The organism is Pelagibacterium sp. 26DY04, from assembly GCF_031202305.1.
Taxonomy (GTDB): domain Bacteria; phylum Pseudomonadota; class Alphaproteobacteria; order Rhizobiales; family Devosiaceae; genus Pelagibacterium.
The window spans coordinates 1,780,778-1,805,161 of the sequence record NZ_CP101731.1 but is presented as its reverse complement, the minus strand read 5'-3'; the positions used below and the strand labels follow the sequence as shown (position 1 = coordinate 1,805,161).

Genomic DNA, 24,384 nt, shown 5'->3' with positions numbered 1-24,384 from the left:
CGACACCGTTGTGCGAAAAGGCCGGGATACGGGTGCAGCGGCCCGGACGGGTGCGGGTAAATGCGGGTCGGCACGTGCGGATCCATACGAAAGCCCCGGCTGGGAAACCAACCGGGGACACGTATTCGGGTCGATTCAACTGAGGTCAGAGAACCAGCGGTTCGACCTTGCCCTGGACGATCGTCACCACGCGATCGGCGCGGCGGGCGAGGTCATGATTGTGGGTGGCGATGATGCAGCCGGCGTGCTGCTGGCGGATCAGGTCCGAGAGCGCGGCGAAGACCGTGTCGGAGGTCGCCGGGTCCAGATTGCCGGTCGGCTCGTCGGCCAGCACCAGGCTGGGACGGTTGGCGGCGGCGCGGGCGATGGCGACGCGCTGCTGTTCGCCGCCCGAGAGTTCGGCGGGACGATGATGGGCCCGGTGGCCGATGCCCATGATGTCGAGCAGTGCCTTGGAGCGCTCGTCGGCAGTCCCCTGCCCTTCGCCGGCGATGAGCTGGGGCATGGTGATGTTTTCCAGCGCGCTGAATTCGGGCAGCAGGTGGTGGAACTGGTAGACGTAGCCGATGCGGTGACGGCGCAGGAGGGTGCGCTGGCGGTCGGCCAGCTTCGAGGTGCGCTCGCCGTCGATATCGACATCGCCGCCAGTGGGACGTTCGAGCAGGCCACAGATATGGAGCAGAGTAGACTTGCCAGCGCCCGAGGGCGCGACCAGGGCAACGATCTCGCCGCGATTGATGGTAAGGCTGGCGCCGGTGAGGACATTCACCGCCGCCTCCCCGTCGCCATAGGTCTGGCGCACGTCGCGGAGGCTCAAAAGGACATCACTCATAGCGCAGCGCCTCCACGGGGTCATACTGGGCGGCGCGCCAGGCCGGGTAGAGCGTTGCGAGGAACGAGAGCCCCAGCGCCACGGCGAGAACCACCGTGACCTCGAGCGGATCGACCCGCGACGGCAGTTCCGAAAAGGCGAAGATCTCGGGCGGGAACAGGGTGATGCCGAGCAGATTGGAAATCCAGGCGCGGATGGCCTCGGCATTGAGGGCGATGACCACGCCGAGAATGAAGCCCAGAATGGTGCCGATAAACCCGATGGCGGTTCCGGTGATGCAGAACACCCGCATGATAGAGGCGCGGGTGGCGCCCATGGTGCGCAGCACGGCGATGTCGGCGGCCTTATCCTTCACCAGCATGATGAGGCTGGAAATGATGTTGAAGGCGGCGACCAGGATGATCATCGACAGGATGGTGAACATCACCACCCGCTCGACCTGGAGCGCGGAAAACAGCGTCTGGTTGCGCGTCTGCCAATCGGTGAAAACCATGGGGCGGCCCGCAGCATCCTCGAGCGGACGCTGCATGGTCGCCGTGGCATCGGGATCGGCCAGGAACACCTCGACCGCCGTTGCCATGCCGACGCGCTCGTAGGCAGCATCGATTTCCTCGTCCGTGGCGAGCGGATCGAGTTCCTCGAAGCCCTCGCGCAGCCTATCCTCATAGAGGCGGAAATAGGTCTGCGCCGCATCGATGGGCATATAGACGAAGAGCGAGTCGAACTCGACCATGCCCACATCGAAGATCGCATTGACGGGATATGTGCGGATCTGCGGCGTCGAACCAAGCGGCGTGCGTGGACCGTTAGGGGTAACGATGGTCAGCGGATCACCGATCGCAAGGCCCAGATTGGCGGCCATGCGCGAGCCGATGGCCACCCCTTCCAGTTCGTCCCAATCTTCCCAGCCGCCATACTCGACACTTTGATAGAGCAAGGGGAGCTTCTCGATATCTTCGAGCGACATGCCCCGGATATTGGCGCCCGAGGAATTGTAGGGGCTCGAAACCAACGCCTGCCCTTCAACGAAGGCGACAGCGGAAACCACGCCTTCCACGCCCTCGAGATTGGCGCGCACCTGCTCGTAATCGGTGAACTGCTGCTCGATGGGAAAGCCCGTGAAATGGCCGTTGAGCCCCAAGGTACGGGTGATCAACTCGCCGCGAAAGCCGTTCATGACGCTCATCACGACGATCAGAGCGGCGACACCGATCATGATGCCGACCATGGTCAGAATGGCGATGACCGAAACGAAGGCGTCGCGGCGGCGGGCGCGCAGATAGCGCCCGGCCAGAATCCATTCAAAGCGCGAAAACGGTCGCGTTCCCTTTTGCCGCCGGGCGGCGTCGGTGGAGGTCAAACGTTGTCCCTGCGTTCGGGTTCGATCAGCGCTTTCAAACGGGCAACGGCGTCTTCGATGCCGATCGTTTCGCGCTCGTCGGTCTTGCGGTGCTTGATTTCGACTTCGCCGGAAGCGAGCCCGCGCGGGCCGACGATCAACTGGAACGGAATACCGATCAGATCGGAGGTCGCAAATTTCTGCCCGGCGCCGGATTCGCGGTCATCATAGAGAACCTCGATGCCGGCCGCCTGGAGCTGGCCATAGAGTTTGTCGTTGGCCGCATCGCACTGTGCGTCGCCCGATTTGAGATTGATGAGGCTCACTTCGAACGGGGCGACCGAAACCGGCCAGACGATACCGTTGTCGTCATGGCTGGCCTCGATGATGGCCGCGACGAGCCGCGAGGGGCCGATGCCGTAGGAGCCCATATGCACCGGGACTTCCTTGCCATCGGGGCCCATCACCTTGGCGCCCATGGGGTCGGAATATTTGGTGCCGAAATAGAAGATGTGCCCCACCTCGATACCGCGCGCGGAAACGCGCTGATCTTCGGGCACGTTCTGCTCATATTCGGCCATGTCGACCATTTCCTCGGTCGCGGCGTAAAGCGAGGTCCAATCGTCGACGATGGGGCTCAGGTCGGAGCGGAAATCGGTGTCGGCGGAAGGGATCGGCTTTTCGAGCAGTTCCTTGTGGCAGAACACGGCGCTTTCGCCGGTATCGGCCAGAACGATGAATTCATGCGAAAGATCGCCGCCGATCGGGCCGGTGTCGGCGCGCATGGGAATGGCGGTGAGCCCGAGCCGGTGAAAGGTGCGCAGATAGGCCACGAACATGCGCTGATAGGCCTTGACCGCGCCCTCCTTGTCCAGATCGAAGGAATAGGCGTCCTTCATGAGAAATTCGCGGGCGCGCATGGTGCCGAAGCGCGGGCGCACCTCGTCGCGGAACTTCCACTGGATGTGATAGAGATTGAGCGGCAGATCCTTGTAGGACTTCACATAGGTCCGGAAGATGTCGGTGATCATCTCCTCATTGGTGGGCCCATAGAGCATGTCGCGCTCGTGCCGGTCCTCGATGCGGAGCATTTCCTTGCCATAGGCGTCATAACGCCCGCTCTCGCGCCAGAGATCGGCGGATTGGATGGTGGGCATCAGGAGCTGGATGGCGCCGGAGCGGTTCTGCTCCTCTTCAATGATCTTTTCGATCTTGCGCAGCACCTTGAACCCCAGCGGCAGCCAGGAATACAGCCCCGAAGCCTGCTGACGGATCATGCCCGCCCGCAGCATGAGGCGGTGAGAAACGATTTCTGCCTCTTTGGGGGTCTCTTTGAGGACGGGCAGGAAATAGCGTGAGAGGCGCATGAAAACTCCGAGCTGCCGAGAATCGACAATGGCTCAATACCGGGCGGAACCATCAAGCGCAATGGAGTGCACGATGGCAAGGCGGACCCTTGTTTGCCCCTATGACAGTTTTTTGACGCGGTGTGACAAATCCACGCATTTTCTTCTTGTCGCGGCAAAATGTCCTTGGTAGGGTCCGCCCCATAAAACGAACGGCGGGTACAACCCGCCCGACGCTGACAACGTCAAGGGAGGAGCACTGGCCGCCCATCTGCGCGCTGTAAGACCAGTGGATTGTCGCGAAACTTTTTTAAAATGCAGGGCTTAGCCCTGCATTTTTTTATTTTACGTGAGGAAAATCGGGGGATGCGGGGCGCGCGCCGGAGGTCACACCTCTTCCGCTGCCGCAAGAGGCCTTGCGGGTCTCCGGGTCCAGGACCGGGAGAGCGGTTGAGGTTCCAATGGGGCTGTGTTTTCCGGCGCGCGTCATTCTCGGGCTTTGATCCCGAATTGACCGGAAAACCGCGAAAGCTGAACCGGCCCTTCGGCTAGCTCCAGTATTCCTGCAGCGCGGGATTGGAGAGGGCCCAGAACAGCAGCACGGTGACGACGGCGGAAATCACGGTCGTCGCCAGCACCTTTTGCCATAGATGCGCCTTGACCGGCGCGCCGGGTTCGGTGCCCTGGACGAACTCACCATCCTCATGTTGCCCGCGCACGCCGAAGGGGAGGACGGCGAAGAGGACCGTCCACCAGACGACGAAATAGATGGCGACATAGGTGAAGGGCTGCATGAACTTGTTCCTTGTCGCGTTGCCCGAACCGAAAAGCCGCTTCCGGCAACCCTCCTGATCACACTTTGTGGACGAACACCTTGACGATGGGCTTGCGGCCCCAGGCGGCGTTGAGCTCGGAGCGCACGGCCCGGCGAATGGCCTCGGCAAAGCGGCCTGTATCGCCACGGCGTTTTTCGGGGAAGCTCTTGATGGTGCCCCTCACCGCATCGTGAGCGACCGCACTCAACGGATCGTCATCGTCTGCCAGATCGGGAATGCCGTCCAGATCGAATACCGGCCCTGAGACGATCTGTCCCTTGGCGTTGACCACCAGCGAGACGATGGCCACGCCGCCAAAGCCCAGGCGGCGGCGATCGCGGACATTGGACTCCTCGGGCGTGCACAGCAGGTTGCCATCGAGATAGAGGACGCCCGTGGGAACCTCGCCGGGGAAGTGCTTGGGTTCGGGATAAAGCCGAACCATGTCGCCATTGCGGATTGACATCACCGTCTTGATTCCCTTTTCACGCCCGAACGTGGCGTGGGCCTCAAGGTGCATGGGTTCGCCATGGACGGGGATCAGCACGTCCGGCTTCAGCCAATCGTAAAGCTGCGCCAGTTCGTGCCGGCGCGGGTGACCCGAGACGTGGATCATCTCGTCGCGGCCGGTGACCACTTCGACCCCCCTGTCGACCAGCTTGTTCTGGATATCGAGGACCGCCTTTTCGTTGCCGGGAATCGCCCAGGAGGAAAAGATCGCCATGTCGCCAGGTGAAAGGTCGATGACCGGATGCGAGCCGTCGGCGATGCGGGCCATAGCGGCTCGGGCCTCGCCCTGGCTACCGGTGCAGATCAGCACAACCTTGTCGCGCGGCAGGTAGCCATAGGCATCCTGGTCGAGGAAATCGGGAACGCCTTCCATCAGCCCCAGCTCGCGGGCAATGCCGGCGATGCGATGCACCGCCCTGCCCGCGGCCACCACCTGGCGGTCGGCCTTGGCGGCGGCACGGGCGATGGAGATCATGCGGCCCAGGTTTGAGGCGAAGATGGTGACGGCGACCCGGTTCTTGGCCGTGGCGATCAGGCGCTCGAGATTGACGCCGACTTCGGTTTCCGAGGGACTGTCGCCATCCTTCATGGCGTTGGTGGAATCGCAGATCAGCGCGAGCGGCTTGCCGTCCGCTCCGAGTTCGCGAAAACGCTTGATGTTGGTGGGCGGGGTGCCGACGGGCTCGGGATCGATCTTCCAGTCGCCGGTGTGCAGGACGCGGCCGGCGGGCGTTTCGATCAGCAGGGCGTTGGATTCGGGGATCGAGTGAGAAACCTCGATGGCTTCGACCTTGAAGGGTCCAACCTGGAAGGGAATGCCTGGCGTGAAGATCTGGATCTCGACATCGTCCTCGATGTTGTTGGAAATCCGCTTGGCCTTGAGCATGGCCGCGCCGAACCGGCCGGCAAAGACCGGCTTGTCGAAGGCGGGCCAGATGTCGAGGATGGCGCCGTAATGGTCTTCATGGGCATGGGTAAGGACGAGGCCGACGACATTGTCGGATTCGTCTTCTAAGAACGAGGGATCGGGCATCACCAGTTCGATGCCGGGCAACTCGGGGCCGCCGAAGGACACGCCGCAATCGACGACCAGCCATTTGCGGTTTTCTTCGGGGCCGAAACCATACAGCCCCATGTTCATGCCGATTTCGCCGACACCGCCCAAGGGCACGAAGACCAGTTCGTCGGCGCCCGAATTGCTTTTTGCCATAAGCCAATAGCGCGGCCGGAGTGCGGCCGCGTCCTCTAAAAAATGCGGCAATCGCCCGTTCAGCGCAGCGTTGCCGTGGTTCCAAAATGGACATCGCCCGCCGCAATCGCGATGCGATGCCCTTCGTCGTCGCGGACAATCAGATGGCCCGCATCATCAATCGTTTCAAAAACGCCGCGCAACACGCCATCGTTGCGCTGGACGGCGACCTCGGTGCCGATGCCGGCGGCGCTGCCGCGCCAGGCCCGGATGATATCGGCTGTGCCTTGGCCATTGTTCCACTTCTGGTAGCACTCGACCCAGCTTTCGGCCAGTGCCTCGAAGACCGCTGCGGCATCGAAGCGCGCGCCAAGGGCGGCAAGCGAGGTGGCCGGGTATGGCAGCCCCTCGGGCGCGGCGACGACGTTGACGCCGATGCCGATGACGATGGCCGTCTTGCCGTCGGGCCGCTTCTGGGCTTCGAGCAGGATGCCGGCGAGCTTGGCGCCGTCGGCGAGCAGGTCATTGGGCCATTTGAGCGCGATGCGCGCCCTGCCCGTTGCGCTCGTGGAATTTTCGTCTTGTCGCGCGGTCGAACCGGAAAAGTCTCCAACTTTTCCCGACCACGCTCCATCAGCGCCGTCGATGCCGCTGCGGATGGAGGCGGCAGGCATCAGGCGGGCGAGCGCTGCATTGAGGGCGACGCCGGCAACGAAACCGAGGCTGGCGAGATTTGCCGCCGGAGCGTCGGGGACGATCAGCAGGGAAGCGGCGAGATTGCCGTGGGGGTTTTCCCACTTGCGACCGCGGCGGCCCCTGCCCTCGGTCTGCTGCAGGGCGGCGAACCAGATTTTTCCGGCATCGCCGGCCAGAGCGGCGTTCATCGCTTCGGCGTTGGTCGAGCCGACCGTATCGAAGCCGATCACACGGTAACCGGCTTCGATGGCCTTTGGCGGGAGCGGGAACGCGACCACGCTAGAACAGCGAATTGGCGGCGGTGTGCGCCAGCGCGGTCAGGGCCGGGCCGACCGTTACATAATAGGTCAGGATCAGGAACCCGGTGAGGGCGATCACGACGCGCAGTTCGACCGCCGGGACCGCATAGGCAGCCGTGGGCTCGTCGAAATACATCACCTTGATGACGCGCAGGTAGTAGAAGGCCGAAACCGCGCTGGCCAGCATGCCGATGACGGCAAGGACGAAGAGCTGGGCTTCCATGGCGGCGAGGAAGACCTGCCACTTGGCGAAGAACCCGGCAAACGGCGGCAACCCGACCAGCGAGAACATGAAGAGCGCCAGGATGCCCGCCACGAAGGGCCTCGATTTGGCGAGGCCGGCGAGATCGTCGATGGTTTCGACATAGCCGTCCTCGTTCTTGAGCGCGAGGATGCAGGCGAAGGTGCCGATGGTCATGGTCAGGTAGATCGCCATGTAGATGGCGACGCCCTCGACCCCCACAAGGCTGCCGGCGGAGAGCCCGACAAGCGCGAAGCCGACATGGCCGATGGAGGAATAAGCCAGAAGGCGCTTCAAATTATTCTGGCCGATGGCCGCGAAGGAGGCCAGCACCATCGAAGCGATGGAGATGAAGATCACCACTTGCTGCCAATCGCTGGCGATGGGCTCGAAGGCATCGAAGACGATGCGGATCAGCAGCGCCATGGCCGCGACCTTGGGAGCCGACGCGAAGAAGGCGGTAACCGGTGTCGGCGCGCCTTCGTAAACGTCGGGCGTCCACATGTGGAACGGCACGGCGGAAATCTTGAAGGCGATGCCGGCAAGCAGGAAGACCAGCCCGAAGATGACGCCGGGGTTGCGGTCGCCCAACGCGACGGCCTGGGCGATTTCGTTAAGCTGGGTGTGGCCGGTGAAGCCATAGACCAGCGACGCGCCATAGAGCAGCATGCCCGAGGACAGCGCCCCGAGGACGAAATATTTCAAGCCCGCTTCGGTGGCCTTGGCGCTGTCGCGCTTGAAGGCGGCAACGACGTAGAGGGCCAGCGACTGCAGTTCGAGGCCGACATAAAGGCTCATCAGGTCGTTGGCCGAAACCATCATCATCATGCCCAGCGTCGCAAGGACGACGAGCACGGGATATTCGAACTTGTTGAGCCCGTTGTCCGAGGCGGTGGAAACCGAAAGGATCAGCGCGAAGGCCGAGCCGGCGATGACCAAAACCTTCATGAAGCGGGCAAAGCCGTCATTGATGAAGCCGCCGGAAAAGATCACGCCTTCGGTCGAGCGGAAGACGATCATCACGGCGACGGCCAGCATGAGCCCGATGGCAATGCCGGTGACGACTGTCGAGTTCTCCTTTTTTGAGAACACGCCCAGCAGCAACAGTGCCAGCGCACCGATGGCCAGCAGCATTTCGGGATAGGCAGGCGCCAGAGAGGCGAAACCGGTAAATTCGGACATGTTCACCTCCTAATGAGCCGCTGGCGCGGCCGCTTCGGCCGGCACTTGAATCTCGACCGCTGGAGCGATCTGCTCGATGCCGACGGCGGCCTGATACTGCTCGACGAGCGCATCGACCGAGACGGCCATCGCGTCCATCAGCGGCGCGGGGTAGAAACCAAAGAGAATAGTCAGGACGATCAGGGGCACGATCGTCACCATCTCGCGGGCGTTGAGATCGAGAATGCCTTTCAGGCTTTCCTTTTCGAGCGCGCCCCAGATGATCTTGCGGTAGAGCCAGAGCGCGTAGCAGGCCGAAAGGATCACGCCTGTGGTGGCGATCACCGCGAACCAGGTGTTGACCTGGAAGATGGCCAGAAGCGTCAGGAACTCCCCGACAAAGCCCGAGGTGCCCGGCAGGCCCACATTGGCCATGGTGAACACCATGAAGGCAAAGGCATATTTGGGCATCCGCTCGACAAGCCCGCCATAAGCCTCGATATCGCGGGTGTGCATGCGGTCATAGATGACGCCGACCGAAAGGAACAGCGCACCCGAGACGATGCCGTGGCTGATCATCTGGAAAATCGCGCCCTGCACGCCATACACATTGCCCGCGAAGATGCCCATGGTGACGAAGCCCATGTGAGCAACGGACGAATAGGCGATCAGCTTCTTGATATCGGTTTGAACGAACGCGACCAGCGAAGTGATGACGATGGCGGCGACCGAAAGCACGAACACGAAGTTCGAGAAATAGGCCGACGCATCAGGGAACATGGGCAGCGAAAAGCGCAGGAAGCCATAGCCGCCAAGCTTGAGCAGGATCGCCGCCAGGATGACAGAGCCAGCCGTCGGCGCCTCGACGTGCGCCTCGGGCAGCCAGCGGTGGAACGGCCACATGGGCATCTTGACCGCCAGCGAAGCAAAGAACGCCAGCCAGAGCCAGAACTGCATCTCGGGCGGGAAATCGACCCGCAGCAGACGCGCGATATCGAGCGTCCCCGCGTACCAGTACATCGCCATGATGGCGAGCAGCATCAGCACCGAGCCCACAAAGGTGTAGAAGAAGAACTTATAGCTGGCCTGAATGCGCCGCTTGCCACCCCAGATGCCGATGATCAAGAACATCGGAACCAGCGTGCCTTCGAAGAAGACATAGAACATGGCCAGATCGAGGGTCGCGAAGACGCCGATCATCAGCGTTTCGAGCACGAGGAACAACACCATGTACTCGCGGACGCGGAACGAGATCGAATCCCAACTCGCCAAAATGCACATAGGCATCAACAAGCCGGTCAATACAATGAACAGCACGGAAATGCCGTCCACGCCCATCCGGTAACCGATGACGTCCCCAAGCCATTGATGATTCTGCACAAACTGGAACGACGCCGTCTCGGGATCGAACATGCCCCACATGACCAGCGTGAAGACGAAGGTCACCACAGTGGTGGCCAGCGCGATGCGCTTGACGTTGAGCTCGGAGACCGCGTCGCGGCCCGGGGTCAGCAGAATGAAGAAGGCCCCGACCAGCGGCAGAAAGGTAACGATGGTCAGGATGTTGTTTTCAAGGATCATCCCAGAAGCCCCCCGGCAGCGATGGCCCAGGTGATAAGCGCGGCAACGCCGATGAGCATGGCGAAGGCGTAGTGATAGAGATAGCCCGACTGCAGGCGCGTGACGTAACCGGTGGCCTGCTTGACGCGGCGCCCGAGCCCTTCGACCAGGGTCTGGTCGACCAGCCAGTCATCGAAGCCCTTCCAGAGCGCGGTGCCGATCCAGCGCGCCGGCCGCACGAAGATGCGGTCATAGAGCTCGTCGAAGTACCACTTGTTCAAGAGGAATTGATAGAGCCCACGATGCTCCTCGGCGAGGCGCTTGGGCGTTTCGGGGCTGCGGATATACATGAACCAGGCCGCAACGAACCCGAGCAGCATGGCGATCGTTGCCGACCATTTGACCCAGGTCGGCACATGGTGAGCCGCATCGATAATGCCACCGTCGACGACCAGGGCGCCGTGGAAGAAATGCTCGATATGCTCGGCATGGCCGAAGAAGGAGTCATAGAAGATGACGCCCGAGAGCACCGCCCCGACGGCCAGGACATAGAGCGGGATCAGCATCACGTTCGGACTTTCATGGGCATGATCGAACGTATGGTGATCGGCGCGGGTCGAGCCGTGGAATGTGAGGTGCACGAGACGCCAGGAATAAAAGCTCGTGAACATGGCCGCGATGACCAGCAGCCAGAAGGCCAGCGTTCCCGTGGAGCCGCCGAAGGCATAGGCGGATTCGATGATCGAATCCTTGGAGAAAAAGCCGGCAAACCCAAGCGAGGTGCCGGGGATGCCCACCCCGGTCAATGCCAGGGTACCGATCATCATCATCGCGTAGGTGATGGGCACCTTCCGGGCGATGCCGCCCATATTGCGCATATCCTGCTCATGATGCATCGCGTGGATGACCGAGCCGGCGCCAAGGAACAACAGCGCCTTGAAGAAGGCGTGAGTGAAGAGGTGGAAGATCCCCGCCGAATAGGCCCCTACCCCGAGCGCGACGAACATGTAGCCGAGCTGGGAACAGGTGGAATAGGCGATGACCCGCTTGATGTCGTTCTGCACCAGACCAACGGTCGCCGCAAAGAAGGCCGTGATGGCGCCGATATAGATGACGAACAGGGTTGCCGCTTCGCTCAACTCGAACATGGGCGAGAGCCGCGCGACCATGAAGACGCCGGCGGTCACCATAGTGGCGGCGTGGATGAGCGCGGAAACCGGGGTCGGACCTTCCATGGCGTCGGGCAGCCAAGTGTGGAGCAGGAACTGGGCCGACTTGCCCATGGCGCCCATGAACAGCAGCAGACAGATGACGGTCATGGCGTGGGCATCCCACCACAGGAACGGGATGGTCGCCTCGGCCACACCAGGCAGAGCCGCGAAGGTTTCATCGAACCCGAGCGTGCCGATCAAGAAGAAGGTGCCGAAGATGCCCAGCGCAAAGCCGAAATCGCCAACGCGGTTGACCACGAACGCCTTCATGGCGGCGGCGCGGGCGGATTCCTTCTGATACCAGAAGCCGATCAGGAGATATGAGGCCAGCCCGACGCCTTCCCAGCCGAAGAACATCTGCACGAAGTTGTCGGCGGTCACCAGCATGAGCATGGCGAAGGTGAAGAGCGAGAGATAGGCGAAGAACCGCGCCCGATGCGGATCCTCGTGCATGTAGCCGATGGAATAGAGGTGCACGAGGCTCGAGACGGTGTTGACCACCACCAGCATGATGGCGGTGAGCGTATCGACGCGCAGAACCCAATCAAGCTGGAGATCGCCGGCGTGAATCCAGGTCAGCACGGTGACCTTGTAGGCTTCCCCATCGCCCAAAAAGAACGGCAGGAAGACGATCCACGAGAGCACGGCAGCAGCCATGAGCAACGAGGTCGTGATGATTTCAGCGGGCTTGTGGCCGATGACGCGGCCGAACAGGCCGGCGACCAGCGCGCCGATCAGCGGCAGGAAGACAATTGCCTGGATCATGGCTGACCTTCTTGTTGGAGCATGATCTTTTCCGAAAACCGGTATTCACTTTTCGGGATCATGCTCTAGCCCTTCATCATGTTGACGTCCTCAACCGCGATGGAGCCGCGGTTGCGGAAGAAGATCACGAGGATCGCCAAGCCGATGGCGGCCTCGGCGGCGGCGACGGTCAGGATCAGAAGCGCGAATACCTGGCCGACCAGATCGCCCAGATGGGCAGAGAAGGCCACGAGGTTGATGTTGACGGCGAGCAGGATGAGCTCGATCGACATCAGGATGATGATGATGTTCCTGCGGTTCAAAAAGATTCCGAACACCCCGATGGTGAACAGAATGGCCGCTACGGTCAGGAAGTGACCGAGCCCGATAACCGGTGTCATCTTTTATTCCCCCTACAACCCTTTTCCGCTCTCGACTTTGACGGTCGAAACGCCCGATTTGCCCCGCGCGACCTGGGCCGCAATGTCCTGGCGCTTGACGTTGGGCTTATGGCGCAGAGTGAGGACGATCGCCCCGATCATGGCCACCAGCAGCACAAGGCCACACGCCTGGAACAGATAAATGTAATTTGTGTAGAGCACTTGCCCGAGTGCCCTGGTGTTTTCAACGCCGGCATCGATCGGGAGCGCCCCGGTTCCCGCCGCCTGGGGAACGATGAACGCCGAACCGGCGACCAGCAGCAGTTCGAGCAACAGGATGATGCCAACCACGAAGCCGATGGGCGCATATTGCATGACGCCCTGGCGCAGCGCGCGGAAATCGACGTCGAGCATCATCACCACGAACAGGAACAGCACGGCGACGGCGCCGACATAAACGACGACCAGGATGAGCGCGAGGAACTCCGCGCCCGCCAGCATGAAAATGCCGGCGGCGTTGACGAAGGCGAGGATGAGAAACAGCACCGAGTGCACGGGATTTCGCGAGGAAATCACCATGATCGCCGAGGCGACGACGACGGCCGAGAACAGGTAGAAGAAAAACAGCGGCAAGGTCACCTGTCGCTCCTAACGGTACGGTGCGTCGAGGGCGATGTTGGCGGCGAGCTCACGCTCCCAACGATCGCCATTGGCCAGGAGACGCTCCTTGGAGAAATAGAGCTCTTCGCGCGTCTCGGTTGCGAATTCGAAGTTCGGCCCCTCGACGATGGCATCGACCGGGCAGGCTTCCTGGCAGAAGCCGCAATAGATGCATTTGACCATGTCGATGTCGTAACGGACCGTGCGGCGCGTGCCGTCGTTCTGGCGCGGACCGGCCTCGATGGTGATGGCCTGGGCCGGGCAGATCGCCTCGCAGAGCTTGCAGGCGATGCAGCGTTCTTCGCCATTGGGATAGCGGCGCAGGGCGTGCTCGCCACGGAAGCGCGGGGAAACGGCACCCTTTTCAAAGGGATAGTTGATGGTGGGCTTGGGCGAGAAGAAATAGCGCATCGCCAAAAAGAAGGTCGACACGAACTCGCGCAGGAACAGGGCGTCGAGGAACCGCAAGGCGCTCATGGGCTCTCTCCTTATGCCATGCCGCCATGCCAGCCCCAGCCGGTGAGCTGGAGGACGGCGGCGACGATGATGACCATGGCCAGCGAGATGGGCAGGAAGACCTTCCAGCCCAGACGCATCAATTGGTCATAGCGGTAACGGGGCACCATGGCCTTGACCATGGCGAACATGAAGAAGGCGAGGCAGACCTTCAGAACGAACCACACGACACCGGGAATCCAGGTGAAGGGGGGCAGGTCCACCGGCGCGCTCCAGCCGCCCAGGAACAGGATGGTGGTGAGCGCGCACATGAGGATGATGGCGACATATTCGCCGAGCATGAACATCATGTAGGGGGTGGAGCCGTACTCGGTCATGAAGCCGGCGACGAGCTCGGATTCGGCTTCAACCATGTCGAAGGGCGGGCGGTTGGTTTCGGCCAGCGCCGAGATGAAGAAGATCACGAACATCGGAAACAGCGGCAGCCAGTACCAGTTGAGAATGGTCAGCCAAGGGACGCCGAGCATGGTGGCAAGTCCGCCCGATTGCTGGGCGAGGACGATGTCGGTGAGGTTGAGTGAGCCGACGCAGAGCAACACCGTAATGATGACGAAGCCGATGGAGACTTCGTAGGAGACCATCTGCGCTGCCGAGCGGAGCGAGCCCAGGAACGGGTATTTCGAGTTCGACGACCAGCCCGCCATGATGACGCCATAGACACTCAATGAGGAGATGGCGAAGATATAGAGGATGCCGATGTTGATATCGGCCAGTGCCCAGCCTTCGTCGAGCGGAACCACGGCCCAGGCGGCGAGCGCCAGAAGAACGGTGACCAGCGGGGCGAGGATGAAGACGGCCTTGTCGGCGCCGGCGGGGATCACCGGTTCTTTGAGGACGAACTTGAGCAGATCGGCGAAGCTCTGCAGCAGACCGAAGGCACCTACCACGTTGGGGCCGCGGCGGATTTGGACGGCGGCCCAGATCTTGCGGTCGGCCAGCAGGATATAGGCCGTGAAGACCAGGAGCGCGACGAGCAGCAGCAGTGCCTTCCAGACAAACCCGACCATGGTGCCCAAACCGATGATGGGCACACCGAAGAGATAGTCGAGCGCGTAGATAATCCAGTCCATATCGCTGCCTTACTCTGCGGCCTGTTTCAGACCCGCCATGAGCTGCGAGCATTCGGCCATGGTGGCGGATGCGCGGGCTATGGGGTTGGTGAGGTAGAAATCGCTGACGGCATTGCGGAAGGCCGCATCGCCCGGCTTTTTCGCGCGGATCGGCTTCCAGCCATTGTCCGGCACCGCATCGATCTGCGCCAGATGCGGGTGCTTCTCGAACATTGCGCTGCGCAATTGCGCGAGGCTGTTCCACGGCAAAACCGTGCCGGCATGCCCCGATAGAGCGCGCAGAATGGCCCAACTCTCCTTGGCATCGCCCGGAGGGAACACGGCGCGCTGGGCCATTTGCGGACGGCCCTCGGTGTTGACGAAAATGCCGGACTCTTCGGTATAGGCGGCCGAAGGCAGGATCAGATCGGCGCGATGGGCGCCGCGATCGCCGTGCGAGCCGATATAGATCACGAAGGCGCCCGGCGCGATCTCGATCTCGTCGGCACCCATGTTGATGATGACATCGGCGCCATCCATTGCCGCTTCCAGGCCGCCATCGGTCGCGGCACCGACATCCATCGCGCCAACGCGCGAGGCGGCCGTGTGCAGCACGAGAAACTTGGACTTGGCCTTGTCTGCCGCCTTCATCGCCTGGCTCAGCACCGCTTCGCCGTCGGCTTCGGTGAGGGCGCCCTGCCCGACGATCATGACGCCGGCCACGCCGTGCTTGTCGTCGTGGTCCATGTCGGCGAGCCTGATCAGCGCGGCGCGATCGTTCCCGATGTCGCTCACGTCATAGGTGAGCGAGGCCGGCTCGCCGATGCGGGCGATCTTGGCGCCATTGAGCCACGCCTTGCGAATCCGGGCGTTGATGACCGGCGCTTCGACACGCGGATTGGCTCCCACCTGCAGGATCATCTGCGCGCTGTCGATATCGGCGATGGCCGCGTTGCCGACATAGGCCGAGCGGTTGCCGATGGGCAGCTTGGCCCCGTCGACACGGCATTCCACGTTGCCCCCCAGTCCTTCGACCAGGGCCTTGAGCGAAAAGGCGGCCTCGGTGGAAACCAGATCACCGACGAGGCCCGCGACTTTCTTTGCCCCGCCCAATGCCTTGGCGGCGCTGTTCAGCGCCTCGGTCCAATCCACGGGCTGCAGCTTGCCCCTTTTGCGGGCATATGGCCGGTCGAGGCGCTGGGTGCGCAGGCCGTCCCAGACGAAGCGGGTCTTGTCGGAAATCCACTCCTCGTTGACGCCCTCATGCGTGCGCGGGAGAATGCGCATGACTTCGCGGCCGCGGGCATCGACGCGGATATTCGAGCCGACGGCGTCCATCACGTCGATCGTCTCGGTCTTGCTCAACTCCCAGGGGCGAGCCTGGAAGGCGTAGGGCTTGGAGGTCAGCGCGCCGACCGGGCAGAGGTCGATGACGTTGCCCTGCAATTCGCTGGTCAGCGCCTGTTCGAGATAGGAGGTGATCTCGGCATCCTCGCCGCGGCCGATCAGGCCGAGCTCGGAGACGCCGGCGACTTCGGTGGTGAAGCGCACACAACGAGTGCAGTGGATGCACCGGTTCATGATCGTCTTGACCAGCGGGCCTATATATTTGTTTTCCACGGCGCGCTTGTTCTCCCAATAGCGGGAGGTGTCGACGCCATAGGCCATGGCCTGGTCCTGCAAGTCGCACTCGCCGCCCTGATCGCAGATCGGGCAATCCAGCGGGTGGTTGATGAGCAGGAATTCCATCACGCCTTCGCGGGCCTTCTTGACCATGGGCGTGTTGGTGAACATCTCGGGTGGCTCACCATTGGGCCCAGGGCGCAGGTCGCGCACGCTCATGGCGCAGCTCGCCTGGGGCTTGGGAGGCCCGCCCTTCACTTCGACAAGGCACATGCGGCAATTGCCGGCGACCGAGAGGCGCTCGTGGTAGCAGAAGCGCGGAATTTCCGCGCCCGCCGCCTCGGCAGCCTGCATCAGCGTGAAGTGATCGGGAACCTCGATCAGTTCGCCATCGACCTTGATTTGCGCCATTGGCTTACTCCGCCGCAACCGACGGAACGGCACCGTCGGAAGTGGATTTGTAGGTGTATGCGTCGATCCGCTCTTCGATGACGTGACGGAAATTCCTGATCAGGCCCTGGATCGGCCAAGCGGCCGCGTCGCCCAGGGCGCAGATGGTGTGGCCTTCGACCTGCTTGGTGACGGCAAACAGCATGTCGATTTCGCGCTTTTGCGCTTCGCCACGCACCATGCGTTCCATCACGCGCATCATCCAGCCGGTGCCTTCGCGGCAGGGCGTGCACTGACCGCAGCTTTCGTGCTTGTAGAAAGCGGAGAGGCGCCAGATGGCCTTGATGATGTCGGTGGACTTGTCCATGACGATCACGGCGGCGGTGCCGAGCGAAGATCCCACTTCACGAAGTCCGTCGAAGTCCATGTAAGCGGTACGGATTTTCTCGCCGGGAACGCAGGGAACCGAGGAGCCGCCGGGAATGACCGCCAGGAGATTGTCCCAGCCGCCACGGATGCCGCCGCAATGCTTTTCGATCAATTCCTCGAAGGGCGTGCCCATCTCTTCTTCGAAGGTCGCCGGATTGTTGACGTGGCCCGAGACGCAGAAGAGCTTGGTGCCGGTGTTGTTCTCGCGGCCGAGCCCCGCGAACCAGGAGGCACCGCGCCGCAGGATTTCCGGCACAACGGCGATGGATTCGACGTTGTTGACGGTGGTGGGACAACCATAAAGGCCCATACCGGCCGGAAACGGCGGCTTTAGACGCGGCTGTCCCTTCTTGCCTTCAAGCGATTCCAGAAGCGCGGTTTCCTCGCCGCAAATATAGGCCCCTGCGCCGTGGTGGACGACGATATCGAAGTCCCAGCCATGGACATTATCCTTGCCGATCAGGCGCGCGTCATAAGCCTGCTGCACGGCAGCTTCGAGCCGGTGACGCTCGCGCATGAATTCGCCGCGCACATAGATGAAGGCCTTGTGGGCATCCATGGCGCGGCCAGCAATCAGGCAGCCCTCGATCAGATGATGCGGGTCGTGGCGCAGGATCTCGCGATCCTTGCAGGTGCCCGGCTCGGATTCGTCGGCGTTGACGACGAGGTAATGCGGGCGCCCATCATTGACCTTGGGCATAAAGCTCCATTTGAGGCCGGTCGAGAACCCAGCGCCGCCACGGCCGCGCAGGCCGGAGGCCTTGACCTCGTTGGTCAGCCATTCCCGCCCCTGGTCGAGCAGATCCTTGGTGCCGCTCCAGGAGCCACGGCGCTTGGCCCCTTCAAGGCCCCAATCGTCCTGCCCATAGAGATTTGTGAAAATGCGGTCCTTGTCGCTCAGCATCGTTCAAATCCCCTAGCGCGGCTTCTTGCCAAAGACGCGGACATATTCGTCGATTCCACCGTCCACGAGCGCCTTGGCCTGGCCCTTCCAATTGTCACGGTTCATGCGGCCCTTGAAATTCAGCACCGCTTCGACACGCTCGCTATCGGCATCCGACAGCGCGGCGATCTGGGCATAGGTGATGATGCCCAAGCTATTGAGCTTGGCTTCGATGCCGGGACCGACGCCCGAGATCAGCTTGAGATCGTCCGGTGCGCCAGCCGGGCGCTCGAACATGGGCGTGCTGTCAGGCGTTGTGCCAAGCGCCGTGGCCAGCGGGCGGTTCTCGGAATCGCCGCTGCGGCCGGTCGTCTTGGTTTCTTCACCGGTTTCGCTGCCGGTTTTTTCGATGGCCGGCGATTCAGCGCCAGTCGCGCCCTCGCGCCCAGCCTGATCGGGCTCGCGCCTGGTGTCGCCCATCGTTTCGCTTTTTTCGGCTTCGACTTCCTCCACGCTCGCCTTGTCCTCTTCGGGAACGGGCGTCCTGAGCGCGGGAGCGGCCTCCTCAGGAATGTCGCGCATCCGGCCGGGAGCCGTCGCATCGGGCTCCTCGACAATTCCGGACTGCCGATGCGGTGCATCGGGACGGATCGGCTCGAGCAGGGTCACCTGACCCGAAAGCGGAGCGGAGAATTTGCGCCCGTTTTGCGGGCCCGGCTTAATGGTATCGCCCTTGCCGTCGCGGAACGCGATGAGGATTTCCTCGAAGCGCTCGGGGGTGAGGTCCTCATAGGTGTCGAAGCCGATGGTGACCATGGGAGCGTTGACGCAGGCGCCGGCACATTCGACCTCTTCCCAGCTCAACGTGCCATCTGCGTTGAGATGGTGCGGGTCGGCGTGGATATGCTTCTGACAGACGGCCTTGATGTCCTCGGCCCCGCGCAGCATGCAAGGGGTGGTGCCGCAGACCTGGATGTGGGCACGCGTGCCCACCGGCTGGAGCTGGAACTGGGTGTAGAAGGTCGCCACTTCCAGCACGCGGATATAGGGCATGTCGAGCATGTCGGCGACGGTTTCGATCGTCGCCCGGGAAATCCAGCCATCCTGCTCCTGAGCACGCATGAGCAGCGGGATCACCGCCGACTGCTGCCGGCCCTCGGGGTACATGGCGATGCGCTTCTGCGCCCAGGCAGCATTGTCGTTGGAAAACGCGAAACTGGCGGGCTGGACGGATTCGTCTGCTAGGCGGCGCACACTCATCAGCGGTCAACCTCTCCGAACACGATATCGAGGGAACCCAGGATGGCCGTGACGTCAGCGAGCAGATGCCCCTGGCACAGGAAATCCATGGCCTGGAGGTGAGCAAATCCGGGTGCGCGGATCTTGCAGCGATAAGGCTTGTTGGTGCCATCGGAGACAAGATAGACGCCGAACTCGCCCTTGGGCGCCTCGACGGCGGCATAGACCTCGCCTTCGGGAACGCGATAACCTTCGGTGTAAAGCTTGAAGTGATGGATGAGCGCTTCCATGGAACGCTTCATCTCGCCACGCTTAGGCGGAACGACCTTGCCGTCGGTGGTGGAAACCGGCCCCTGCCCTTCGGGCGAATTGAGCAGCTCGATACACTGCCTCATGATCTTGTTGGACTGACGCATCTCTTCCATGCGGATGAGATAGCGATCATAGCAGTCGCCATGCTGGCCAACCGGAACGTCGAAATCGAGCCGATCGTAGCACTCATAGGGCTGGGCCTTGCGCAGATCCCATGCGGCGCCAGAAGCCCTGACCATGACGCCGGAGAACCCGAAGCTCCACGCTTCATCGAGCGTCACGACACCGATATCGGCATTGCGCTGCTTGAAGATGCGGTTTTCGGTCAAAAGGCTATCGATATCGTCGAGCGCCTTGGGGAAATCCTCGCAGAATTTCGCGATATCGTCGATCAGCGTCTGCGGCAGATCCTGGTGGACGCCGCCAGGGCGGAAATAGGCAGCGTGCATGCGGGCACCAGAGGCCCGCTCATAAAACACCATGAGCTTTTCGCGCTGCTCGAAACCCCACAGCGGCGGGGTGAGCGCTCCGATATCCATGGCTTGAGTGGTGACGTTCATCAAGTGGCTGAGCAAACGGCCGATCTCGGAGAACAGCACGCGGATCAACTGCCCGCGGAACGGGACTTCGATGCCGAGCAGCTTTTCGACGGCCAGCGCGAAAGCGTGCTCCTGGTTCATCGGCGCCACATAGTCGAGGCGGTCGAAATAGGGAACGGCCTGAAGATAGGTCTTGTGCTCTATGAGTTTTTCGGTTCCGCGATGAAGCAGGCCGACATGGGGATCGACGCGCTCGACGACCTCGCCATCCAGTTCGAGAACCAGACGCAGCACGCCGTGGGCGGACGGATGCACAGGACCGAAATTGACAGTAAAGGTCCTGACGTCGACTTCAGAAGCAGCTTGCGTCATTGCTTGGCCTTTTCGTCACCGGGCAGCACGTAATCGGTGCCTTCCCAGGGCGAGAGATAATCGAAGTTCCGGAATTCCTGCGCCAGTTGCACCGGCTCGTAGACCACGCGCTTGCGTTCCTCGTCGTAGCGGACCTCGACAAAGCCGGTGAGCGGGAAATCCTTGCGCAGAGGGTGCCCGTCGAACCCGTAGTCGGTGAGAATACGACGTAAGTCGGGGTGGCCAGAGAACAAAATTCCGTAAAGATCGTAAGCTTCGCGCTCGAACCAGTTGGCGCCGGGAAATACGCCGGTGATCGAAGGAACGGGGGTGAATTCATCCACGATCACCCGCACGCGGATCCGATTGTTCTGGTGCGGGCTCAGGAGGTGATAAAGGACATCGAAGCGCTGCGCGCGGTCGGGATAATCGACGCCGCAGACATCGATGATGGAGATGAACTGGCAGCGCGGATCGTCCCGCAAGGTGCGCATGACGTTGACGATGGCATCGGGCCTGGCCTCAAGGGTCAGCTCGCCATAGGCCACGCCATATCCTTCGACGGCTTCGCCAAGCTTGAGCGCAATGTACTCGCCGAGTTCGGAAAGAGAGTTGTCCATCGGCTGGCCCTATCGCTCGATCGTTCCGGTGCGGCGGATCTTCTTTTGCAGCAGCAGGATGCCGTAAAGCAGCGCTTCGGCGGTCGGAGGGCACCCCGGCACATAGATATCGACCGGCAGGACGCGATCGCAGCCGCGCACGACCGAATAGGAATAATGATAGTAACCGCCGCCATTGGCGCAGCTTCCCATCGAAATCACATAGCGCGGCTCGGGCATCTGGTCGTAGACCCGGCGCAACGCCGGCGCCATCTTGTTGGTCAATGTGCCGGCAACGATCAGGACGTCCGAAGTGCGCGGGGATGCGCGCGGGGCAGTGCCAAAGCGCTCGATATCGTAGCGCGGCATCGACATCTGCATCATCTCGACGGCGCAGCAAGCCAGTCCGGTCTGCATCCACATGAGCGAGCCGGTGCGGGCCCAGTTGATCAACTCATCGGTCGCCGTAACCAGAAAGCCCTTATCGGCCAGCTCGTTGTTGACGTCGACGAAATAAGGATCGGTCGCGCCGATGGGGGCATTGGTGGCCGGATCGATGACACCGCGGGGTTTAGGCGCCACCAGCGTCGTATTGTCGCTCAATCCCATTCAAGAGCTCCCTTGCGCCATTCATAGATGAAGCCGATAGTAAGCACCCCTAAGAACACCATCATCGACCAGAATCCGAACCAACCCACTTCCCCAAACGCGATGGCCCAGGGGAACAGGAAAGCGACTTCGAGATCGAAGATGATGAAAAGGATGGCGACGAGATAGAAGCGCACGTCGAATTTCATGCGCGAATCCTCGAAGGCATCGAAACCGCATTCGAAGGCCGAGACCTTATCCGGGTCGGGGCGTTTTACGGCGATCAGGAACGGAGCAACCAGAAGCGCTAAACCGATAACAGCGGCAAGCCCAACAAAAATCAGAATCGGCAGGTAAGCGCTAAGCAGTTCGTTCATAGACAGCCAAGCCTTCGCTGAAGTCCCGGCGGGCGCCGGGGCGTAGAGGACTCGCGGCTACGCGAGCCCTTGTCGTTGGCACAGGGCTTATCCCACCCCCTATGCGGTTTCAAGGGGGCATAAAATTGATAAAAATAATCATATTTAAGCGCGCGAACTGCCTGTATACACACGGCTTTCGCTAGCGCAAACCTACGATTTCGGCGCGAACACACCAACGGGCCGGGGCGCAAACCACACGCTCCGGCCCATCAGCGATGAACACATTTCCGAGATCGATTCGCGAGCGATCGCCCTGCCCGCTTGCGCGGCTGCTACATATGAAACGCGACGCCGGCAGACACGCGCATATCATCGGGCATGTCGCCCCATTGGCCGGTGCCCAGCACCTCGCCGCGAACGCTCATGTAATCAGTGAAGCCGTAATCGACGCCGCCGCCCACGGCATAGCCCCAATCGCCCGAGACGACGCCCAGACCGCCGGTGGCGTAAGCTAGGGCGTCACCGAAGGCCATGCCGCCCTTGCCCAGGACCAGGGCGTCGAAGCTGGTCGAATCATCGGCGAAGTCAGCACCAAGTTGCGCCTCAACGCCGAACACCGCGGAATCCAGTGATACGTTGACGCCGGTAAAGACACCCGCATTCAATGAGGTTTCACCGAACGGGACGCCGCCGCCATAGACGCCGGCGTAAAATCCGTCCCAATCGAAACCATATCCGCCCATTCCGCCGCCGCCATAGCCATATGGACCATAGTCCTGCGCTTGTGCCGCGGCAGTGAGCGCGGTGGTGGCAGTCAAAAGAGCAGCAAGGCGAAGGGCAAGAGACATGGGGCGTCACTCCATTAAGGTTAATTGACGCCATTATCGCGGCGAGCGCACAGCGCTCCAAGCCAAGCCTCTCAACGTGGATAAGACTTTACTAAAATTACAAAGATCTTCGAGCGCCCCGCAAAAGCAAACGGCCCGGCAGAAGCCGGGCCGTTCACGATCAGATCAAGCTGGCGGTGCCCCCGCGTCGCCAGCATAAATCTTAGAAGTGGAAGTTCAGACCGACGCGAGCGATGTGAGCTTCGGCGTCAGCGTCCCCGGCATCAAACTCAACTTCGTTGAACGAGGTGTAGAGATACTCACCCTTGACCGACAGGTTGTCCATGACCATGGCTTCGACACCGGCACCAGCGGCCCAGCCCCAGCCATATTCGGCATCATCGATATCGTTGTCGAGTTCACCGAAGGCAATACCACCGGTAATGTAGGGCAGGAAGCCACCCAGGTCAGCACCGATGCGACCACGGACGGTACCGAAGTGATTGATGCCCAGATCACCTTCCTTGATGTCGGAGAACTGGTAGTCACCTTCAACACCAACTACGACACCACCGAAAGCAGCATTGTAACCGAGCTGAGCGCCACCGAGCCAGCCTTCGATGTCGGTGGTGAGAGCACCATCGTCAAACTCGCCCCAGCCATAGCCAGCGTTAACACCAGCATAGAAGCCATCCCAAACGGACGAGTCATCAACAACGGGTACGATGGGGGTAGGAGCCGGCATGATCGGGTCAGCGGCAAAAGCAGCCGAAGCGACGGTCATCGACGCAGCGGCGAGCAGAGCAGTCTTAAGTACGTTCATTTCAAGTACCTCACAGCACGGGGGTTGGTTGTTGTGATATTGCCCAACTCTCGTCTGATTCCAACCCCCCTTGCCGTTTCTTGACCCCCAAATCGGCACTAAACCGCCATCAAATGCACATCTGTTGCCTTTCGGGCACAGAACTAAGTCGTTTCCTAACAAGGCGTAAACAAAAACGGCCCCGCGAGGGGGCCGTTCGAGCAATCGCTGCTTGCGCTGCGATTAGAAGTGGAAGTTCGCACCGATCTGGAACTTGTGGATGTCCGAGTCGGTCGCCACGTCGTCGGTCGCCCAGCCATAGAGATACTGGCCACGGACCGAAACGTTGTCCGTCGCGGCGAATTCGAGACCACCACCGGCGAGGACGTGATCGCCCTGACCAACATCGGCGTCCGCATCGAAGTCGGTGCCGTAACCGATGGCACCGTAGGCGAGCAGGTCTTCGGTGACCAGCACACCACCACGGGCCAGAGCCGAACCGTAGGCGTAAGTTTCGTCTTCGCCGAAGACGCCGTCGATCGCCACTTCAGCACCAACCAGGAAGAAATCGAAGGTGGCGTTCACACCGGCCTGGGCACCCAGGGTCCAATTGGTCACGTCTTCTTCGATGTCATTCTGGGCGCCAACGCTGGCACCGGCGTAAAAGCCGTTCCAGTCAAAGCCGCTGGCGTCGTCAAAAACGGGAGCGGGCGGAATGGCGGGAGCGGGAACCCCGATCGCGTCGGCGGCAAACGCCCCGCCGAAAGCGGTCGTGGACAGAAGGGCTGCAATGGCCACTTTCTTGAGAGTGTTCATATGTATTCTCCTTTGTACCGGCTGATGTGCAACAAATGGGTGCCGGTTAGCACTGGTTCCGATCCGAAGGCCGCCGCTC

Annotated in this window: 23 protein-coding genes; all 23 read right to left on the bottom strand. The window is 61.6% G+C overall.

All coding sequences use genetic code 11. The features are described from left to right. Positions 1 to 145 precede the first annotated feature (145 nt). Positions 146 to 832: an ABC transporter ATP-binding protein gene (locus NO932_RS08820; protein ID WP_309210815.1), complete on the bottom strand. Its 687-nt coding sequence runs from the start codon at positions 830 to 832 to the stop codon at positions 146 to 148. Beyond that, positions 825 to 2,192 carry an ABC transporter permease gene (locus NO932_RS08815; protein ID WP_309210814.1) on the bottom strand — a complete coding sequence of 456 codons (1,368 nt, stop codon included), beginning with the start codon at positions 2,190 to 2,192 and terminating at the stop codon, positions 825 to 827. Before NO932_RS08815 ends, NO932_RS08820 begins: the two co-directional genes overlap by 8 nt. Continuing rightward, positions 2,189 to 3,538 carry a proline--tRNA ligase gene (gene proS / locus NO932_RS08810; protein WP_309210813.1) on the bottom strand — a complete coding sequence of 450 codons (1,350 nt, stop codon included), beginning with the start codon at positions 3,536 to 3,538 and terminating at the stop codon, positions 2,189 to 2,191. The genes NO932_RS08815 and proS overlap by 4 nt, the downstream gene beginning before the upstream one ends. A 527-nt stretch (positions 3,539 to 4,065) precedes the next feature. After that, on the bottom strand, positions 4,066 to 4,311 hold the full coding sequence (locus NO932_RS08805) for a DUF1467 family protein (protein ID WP_309210811.1): 246 nt from the start codon (positions 4,309 to 4,311) through the stop codon (positions 4,066 to 4,068). A 58-nt stretch (positions 4,312 to 4,369) separates the two neighbouring features. Further along, positions 4,370 to 6,052: a ribonuclease J gene (locus NO932_RS08800; RefSeq protein WP_309210809.1), complete on the bottom strand. Its 1,683-nt coding sequence runs from the start codon at positions 6,050 to 6,052 to the stop codon at positions 4,370 to 4,372. Between the two features lie 59 nt (positions 6,053 to 6,111). Continuing rightward, on the bottom strand, positions 6,112 to 7,005 hold the full coding sequence (locus NO932_RS08795) for a biotin--[acetyl-CoA-carboxylase] ligase (protein ID WP_309210807.1): 894 nt from the start codon (positions 7,003 to 7,005) through the stop codon (positions 6,112 to 6,114). 1 nt (position 7,006) lies between these two features. Then, positions 7,007 to 8,449: an NADH-quinone oxidoreductase subunit NuoN gene (gene nuoN / locus NO932_RS08790; protein ID WP_309210806.1), complete on the bottom strand. Its 1,443-nt coding sequence runs from the start codon at positions 8,447 to 8,449 to the stop codon at positions 7,007 to 7,009. 9 nt (positions 8,450 to 8,458) lie between these two features. Then, the gene (locus NO932_RS08785) at positions 8,459 to 10,009 is read right to left on the bottom strand and encodes an NADH-quinone oxidoreductase subunit M (RefSeq protein ID WP_309210804.1); all 1,551 of its coding nucleotides are present in this window, start codon (positions 10,007 to 10,009) and stop codon (positions 8,459 to 8,461) included. Further along, positions 10,006 to 11,964: an NADH-quinone oxidoreductase subunit L gene (gene nuoL / locus NO932_RS08780; RefSeq protein ID WP_309210802.1), complete on the bottom strand. Its 1,959-nt coding sequence runs from the start codon at positions 11,962 to 11,964 to the stop codon at positions 10,006 to 10,008. The genes NO932_RS08785 and nuoL overlap by 4 nt, the downstream gene beginning before the upstream one ends. Before the next feature lie 65 nt (positions 11,965 to 12,029). Further along, positions 12,030 to 12,344, bottom strand: coding sequence for an NADH-quinone oxidoreductase subunit NuoK (gene nuoK / locus NO932_RS08775; RefSeq protein ID WP_309161410.1), 315 nt, complete (start codon positions 12,342 to 12,344; stop codon positions 12,030 to 12,032). Positions 12,345 to 12,356: 12 nt separating this feature from the next. Next, complete coding sequence (locus tag NO932_RS08770) at positions 12,357 to 12,962, bottom strand: NADH-quinone oxidoreductase subunit J (RefSeq protein WP_309210801.1); 606 nt, start codon at positions 12,960 to 12,962, stop codon at positions 12,357 to 12,359. Positions 12,963 to 12,971: 9 nt separating this feature from the next. Beyond that, complete coding sequence (gene nuoI, locus NO932_RS08765) at positions 12,972 to 13,460, bottom strand: NADH-quinone oxidoreductase subunit NuoI (RefSeq protein ID WP_309161412.1); 489 nt, start codon at positions 13,458 to 13,460, stop codon at positions 12,972 to 12,974. An 11-nt stretch (positions 13,461 to 13,471) separates the two neighbouring features. Continuing rightward, complete coding sequence (nuoH, locus tag NO932_RS08760) at positions 13,472 to 14,506, bottom strand: NADH-quinone oxidoreductase subunit NuoH (RefSeq protein WP_309163762.1); 1,035 nt, start codon at positions 14,504 to 14,506, stop codon at positions 13,472 to 13,474. A gap of 72 nt (positions 14,507 to 14,578) precedes the next feature. Further along, the gene (gene nuoG, locus NO932_RS08755) at positions 14,579 to 16,582 is read right to left on the bottom strand and encodes an NADH-quinone oxidoreductase subunit NuoG (RefSeq protein WP_309210800.1); all 2,004 of its coding nucleotides are present in this window, start codon (positions 16,580 to 16,582) and stop codon (positions 14,579 to 14,581) included. Between the two features lie 4 nt (positions 16,583 to 16,586). Beyond that, positions 16,587 to 17,894, bottom strand: coding sequence for an NADH-quinone oxidoreductase subunit NuoF (gene nuoF, locus NO932_RS08750; protein WP_309210799.1), 1,308 nt, complete (start codon positions 17,892 to 17,894; stop codon positions 16,587 to 16,589). A gap of 12 nt (positions 17,895 to 17,906) precedes the next feature. Then, positions 17,907 to 19,133, bottom strand: coding sequence for an NADH-quinone oxidoreductase subunit NuoE (nuoE, locus tag NO932_RS08745; RefSeq protein ID WP_309210797.1), 1,227 nt, complete (start codon positions 19,131 to 19,133; stop codon positions 17,907 to 17,909). Continuing rightward, positions 19,133 to 20,335 carry an NADH-quinone oxidoreductase subunit D gene (locus tag NO932_RS08740; protein ID WP_309210796.1) on the bottom strand — a complete coding sequence of 401 codons (1,203 nt, stop codon included), beginning with the start codon at positions 20,333 to 20,335 and terminating at the stop codon, positions 19,133 to 19,135. Before NO932_RS08740 ends, nuoE begins: the two co-directional genes overlap by 1 nt. Next, complete coding sequence (locus NO932_RS08735) at positions 20,332 to 20,934, bottom strand: NADH-quinone oxidoreductase subunit C (protein WP_309210795.1); 603 nt, start codon at positions 20,932 to 20,934, stop codon at positions 20,332 to 20,334. Before NO932_RS08735 ends, NO932_RS08740 begins: the two co-directional genes overlap by 4 nt. 9 nt (positions 20,935 to 20,943) lie before the next feature. After that, the gene (locus NO932_RS08730) at positions 20,944 to 21,522 is read right to left on the bottom strand and encodes an NADH-quinone oxidoreductase subunit B family protein (RefSeq protein WP_309161418.1); all 579 of its coding nucleotides are present in this window, start codon (positions 21,520 to 21,522) and stop codon (positions 20,944 to 20,946) included. Beyond that, positions 21,513 to 21,878 (bottom strand): NADH-quinone oxidoreductase subunit A, encoded by a 366-nt coding sequence (locus tag NO932_RS08725; RefSeq protein WP_309161419.1) that lies wholly within the window; start codon positions 21,876 to 21,878, stop codon positions 21,513 to 21,515. Before NO932_RS08725 ends, NO932_RS08730 begins: the two co-directional genes overlap by 10 nt. Before the next feature lie 314 nt (positions 21,879 to 22,192). Further along, positions 22,193 to 22,708 (bottom strand): hypothetical protein, encoded by a 516-nt coding sequence (locus NO932_RS08720; RefSeq protein ID WP_309210793.1) that lies wholly within the window; start codon positions 22,706 to 22,708, stop codon positions 22,193 to 22,195. A gap of 202 nt (positions 22,709 to 22,910) precedes the next feature. Further along, a complete protein-coding gene (locus tag NO932_RS08715) occupies positions 22,911 to 23,510 on the bottom strand; it encodes an outer membrane beta-barrel protein (protein WP_309210791.1) in 600 nt (199 codons plus the stop codon). A gap of 222 nt (positions 23,511 to 23,732) precedes the next feature. Then, positions 23,733 to 24,305 carry a porin family protein gene (locus NO932_RS08710; protein ID WP_309161422.1) on the bottom strand — a complete coding sequence of 191 codons (573 nt, stop codon included), beginning with the start codon at positions 24,303 to 24,305 and terminating at the stop codon, positions 23,733 to 23,735. Between the last annotated feature and the right edge of the window lie 79 nt (positions 24,306 to 24,384).